A 3,537-nucleotide genomic window follows, 5' to 3' on the forward strand; every position below is an offset into this window, starting at 1 on the left:
CAGCGGCGTTCTCGGCGGCGACCAGGCCGCGCTGTCCGCTCTGCTGAAACTGCGACAGGTTCTGCCAAGCCGGATCGCGGACCGGCTGGGCGAGATGGACTTCGCCGGGATCCTGCTTTTCACCGTCCTCCTCGTCGCCTTCCTCCTCCCCGAACTGCGCCAGCCGGCGTTCCATCCGGGCCTGTGGATCTTCAGCTTCCCGGTGGCGGCATCCACCAACTTCACGATCCGCTGGATCCATGCGTCCGCACCTCCCGGGGGGCCGGTCCTCACCGGCCTCCTCCTTGCCGGTGCGACCTCGGCGCTGGGCCTGCTGGCCACGGCCACCCTGCGCCACCGGACCCGGCGAGCACTCGCCGGATGAGCTCGGCTCCGGCGGCGGAGAGACGAGCGTCAGAGGCATCACCGCGTTCGTCGAGCGCCGACCGGCCCGCCTCGCCGGAAGGTGACAGCCCGCGGCCCTGGTCTGCGGCCCAGCAGGCCCCGGCTCCACCCCACCCATGTGCCCTGCCCCACCGATACGTCTCCAAGGAGCCTTCATGCCCACGCTCGACCGCCACGACGCCGTCTTCGTTCTCGACCTCGGCGACGGGGAGAACCGTTTCCACCCCGACTGGATCGCCTCGGTCGACGCAGCCATCGACGAGGTGGAGAAGTCCGAAGGCCCCCGCGCCCTGGTGACCGCCGCGAGCGGAAAGTTCTACTCCAACGGTCTCGATCTCGAATGGCTCGCCGCGCACGGCGACGAGCGCCCGGACTACGTCAGCTCCGTCCACGGTCTGTTCGCAAGGCTCCTGTCCCTCCCGCTGATAACCGTGGCCGCGTTGCAGGGACACACGTTCGCCGCCGGAGCGATGTTCTCCCTGGCCCACGACTTCCGCCTCATGCGCGCCGACCGGGGCTTCTGGTGCCTGCCCGAGGCAGACATCGACATCCCCTTCACTCGCGGCATGTCCGCCCTCATCCAGTCCCGACTGAACCCGCAGTCGGCCCAGCACGCCATGGTCTCCGCCCGCCGTTACGGCGGCCAGGAAGCCGCCGCCGCCGGAATCGTCGATCAGGCCCTGGACGAGGGCGCCCTGCGCACCGCCGCCCTCGAACTCGCCCAGGCCCACGCGAGCAAGGCCGGCGACAGCCTCGGAACCATGAAGACACGCATGTACGCCTCTGTCCTCACCACGCTCCGCGACACGACCGACCCCCTGGGCTGACGCCATGGAGCCATGGAGCGCGCCCGAAAGAGCGTGCAAGTCCGTGAGGGGGGACAGTCTGGCCGGGGCTCGACCTCGGGCTCTTGGGCCGGGCCTCGACCTCGGGCTCCTGGGCCTGGCGGATCAGACGAGGCATGGCGGACAACACGGAACCGGTTGCTTGTGTGGCCGGGGACGAGTCGGTGAATGAGGGCGCCGAGCGATGCCGGAATGCCGCATCGGCACGGCGGATCGGGCCCCAGCAGCCCTCCGTCTCCGGCTCACCCAGGTCCGCAGCGTTCGAGGGCGGCACGAACCTGATCGAGCCCCTCCACTCTCCAATGCTCCCGACCAGGCATCTGGTCGTCTCGGCGCCAGCGCCACGCCGAGAACATGGCCCAGTTCAGGGCGCGGCACCGGTGAATCAGGTCCTGGTCGGCCCCCGCATAGTGCTGTGCCACCTCTTCGGGGGCATGGGCCAGGTCGAACTCGATCGGCCCACGACAGCACGTGGCGAGGTCTACGAAGAGTGGCCCCCTCCTCGTGTTGAGGAGGTTGCCGGGATGCGGCTCGCCGTGCAGCAGCTGGTCGCCGGCCCTCTCGGCGCCGATCGCGGCGCTCAGTCCATCGAGTGTCTCGCCCAGGAGTTCCCGGTCGGCATCGGACAGCTCGGGGGACCGTTCCCGGTCGTTCACGACTCCCAGTGCCCCAGCGACTCGGTCCGTGAAGTGCGGTGCATCGAGGTCGATCCGGCGCAGGGCTGCATGGAGCAGCAGCAGCGCGTCTGCGTAGTCGGCCGGAGCGATCACTGATTCCACAGGCTCGTAGTAGGTCCAGAGCGAGATCGCGAAGGGATCACGCACATGGACCCGGGGGTCGACCCGAGGCTCAAGCTCAGCCACCGGAGCGTCAACGTCGACGAGACGGCGGGCAACCTCTACTTCGAACTCGGAATCAGTCAGATGCCCCATGGGTGCGACCCGAGCCAGTACACCGCAGGGCACCAGGCGCAGCGCGACGCGATCCGAGTTGTGGACGACGACCGCGTCGTCGACCTGGAGGCCCAGCTTCGAAGCGGCCGCCCGCCCTGCCTCAACCGCGCGGCAAAGTTCCCCTGGCTCCATGCCGTTCTCCCCCGTCGTCGGGTGCGGGTACACATCAGGGAAGAACAGCGGCGCCCCGATGTCGTCGCGTACACCGTTCGGCCCCCGGACCCAGACCCCGCCACAAGCATCGCAAGGAAAGACCCGCACGGGTCCTGATTTTGTGGCGGATCGACCGCACCGCCGATAACGGCGCCTTCCCGGCAGCGGTCGCGGCTTGCCGACGAGCCTGGCGGCCGGCGGCAGATCAAGACGGACCTGTCACCGAGCGAGTTCGGCTCGGCGAAGACTGCGGAACACCTCCGGGGTCGTCCATCCGCGCAGCGTGGCGTGGATCGACGAGCGGAACGCGGCCTCGGCCGTGGCGGCGTCGAGGGCCCCGGCCAGTTCGAGAGTCACGAGCCCGTGCAGGGCGGCCCAGATCGACAACGCGATCGACGTCGCGTCGCCGGCGAGGACGGACGCCGTCAAGGCGCGATCGATCGCCGCGAGGAGCGGACGGACCGGGTCGCTGGCCCCGGCCTCCCCCGACGGATCGAAGGACTGCACACCACCGAACAGCACCGTGTACAGGTGGCTGTGTCCGCGCCCCCAACGACGGTAGGCGACGGCCAGCGCGTAGAGGTCGGCGAGAGGGTCCGCGGAGGGCTGCACCGCCGAGAGGTCCTGGAACAGGCCGGCGACGGCTCTGTCCCGCACCGCACCGACCAGCCCGTCCTTGCCGCCGAACAAGGAGTACACCGCCGTCGTCGACGCCCCGGCGGCAGCGGCCACGGCGCGGACCGTGACCGACTCTCGCGGACCGGTGGCGAGCATCTCCGTCGCGCACTCCACCAGCCGCTCTTTGACGACCTCGTCGTTCGTTCTCGGCCTACCCACGCCCAGCAGCCTACCTCCCTCTGATAACGTCGTTTTGAAACACCGTTCCGAAACTGTCGGAGGTCCGCCGTGCCCACGTCCGCCATACGCCTCGTCCGCTTCACCGGACGCTTACTGCCGGCCCTGGCCGCCGTCGCGACGCTGGTCGTCGCATTTCTCGCACTGATCGCCCTCACCGACGGGGCAGGCTCGGGGCTCGCCGCATGGCTGACGACCCTCGGGGCCGGGACCGTCCTCGCCCTGTGGCGGGGCCGGCGACGCACCTGGCCGGAGAGGCTCGTGCCATTCCTGCCGGTGGTCGTCGCGGCGGCGTTGACAGCGACGGTCTGCATCCCGACCGTGCCGACGACCCGGCGGTACCCGCC

The 3,537-nt window shown here is 69.9% G+C and carries 3 protein-coding genes and 2 pseudogenes; 3 read left to right on the top strand and 2 right to left on the bottom strand.

Annotation, left to right across the window (positions count from 1 at the left end):
• Both FNH09_RS45385 and FNH09_RS45390 read left to right on the top strand, forming a co-directional pair.
• A pseudogene (locus FNH09_RS45385) lies at positions 1-106 on the top strand (transcriptional regulator); the annotation flags it as partial.
• A gap of 433 nt (positions 107-539) precedes the next feature.
• Complete coding sequence (locus FNH09_RS45390; protein ID WP_152895715.1) at positions 540-1,211, top strand: enoyl-CoA hydratase-related protein; 672 nt, start codon at positions 540-542, stop codon at positions 1,209-1,211.
• A 260-nt stretch (positions 1,212-1,471) separates the two neighbouring features.
• Here the strand turns inward: FNH09_RS45390 and FNH09_RS45395 are convergent, their stop codons facing one another.
• Positions 1,472-2,314, bottom strand: coding sequence for a phosphotransferase family protein (locus FNH09_RS45395; protein WP_152895716.1), 843 nt, complete (start codon positions 2,312-2,314; stop codon positions 1,472-1,474).
• Between the two features lie 240 nt (positions 2,315-2,554).
• The gene (locus FNH09_RS45400; protein ID WP_162470084.1) at positions 2,555-3,172 is read right to left on the bottom strand and encodes a WHG domain-containing protein; all 618 of its coding nucleotides are present in this window, start codon (positions 3,170-3,172) and stop codon (positions 2,555-2,557) included.
• 69 nt (positions 3,173-3,241) lie between these two features.
• Here FNH09_RS45400 and FNH09_RS45405 point away from each other — a divergent pair.
• A pseudogene (locus FNH09_RS45405) lies at positions 3,242-3,537 on the top strand (alpha/beta hydrolase); the annotation flags it as partial.

Origin of the sequence: Streptomyces adustus (genome assembly GCF_009377175.1) — a bacterium.
Taxonomy (GTDB): Bacteria; Actinomycetota; Actinomycetes; order Streptomycetales; family Streptomycetaceae; genus Streptomyces; species Streptomyces adustus.

Excerpts from the sequence above, each read along its gene's own strand:
- FNH09_RS45395 (WP_152895716.1), bottom strand. The coding sequence starts at position 2,314 with ATGGAGCCAGGGGAACTTTGCCGCGCGGTTGAGGCAGGGCGGGCGGCC.
- FNH09_RS45390 (WP_152895715.1), top strand. The coding sequence starts at position 540 with ATGCCCACGCTCGACCGCCACGACGCCGTCTTCGTTCTCGACCTCGGC.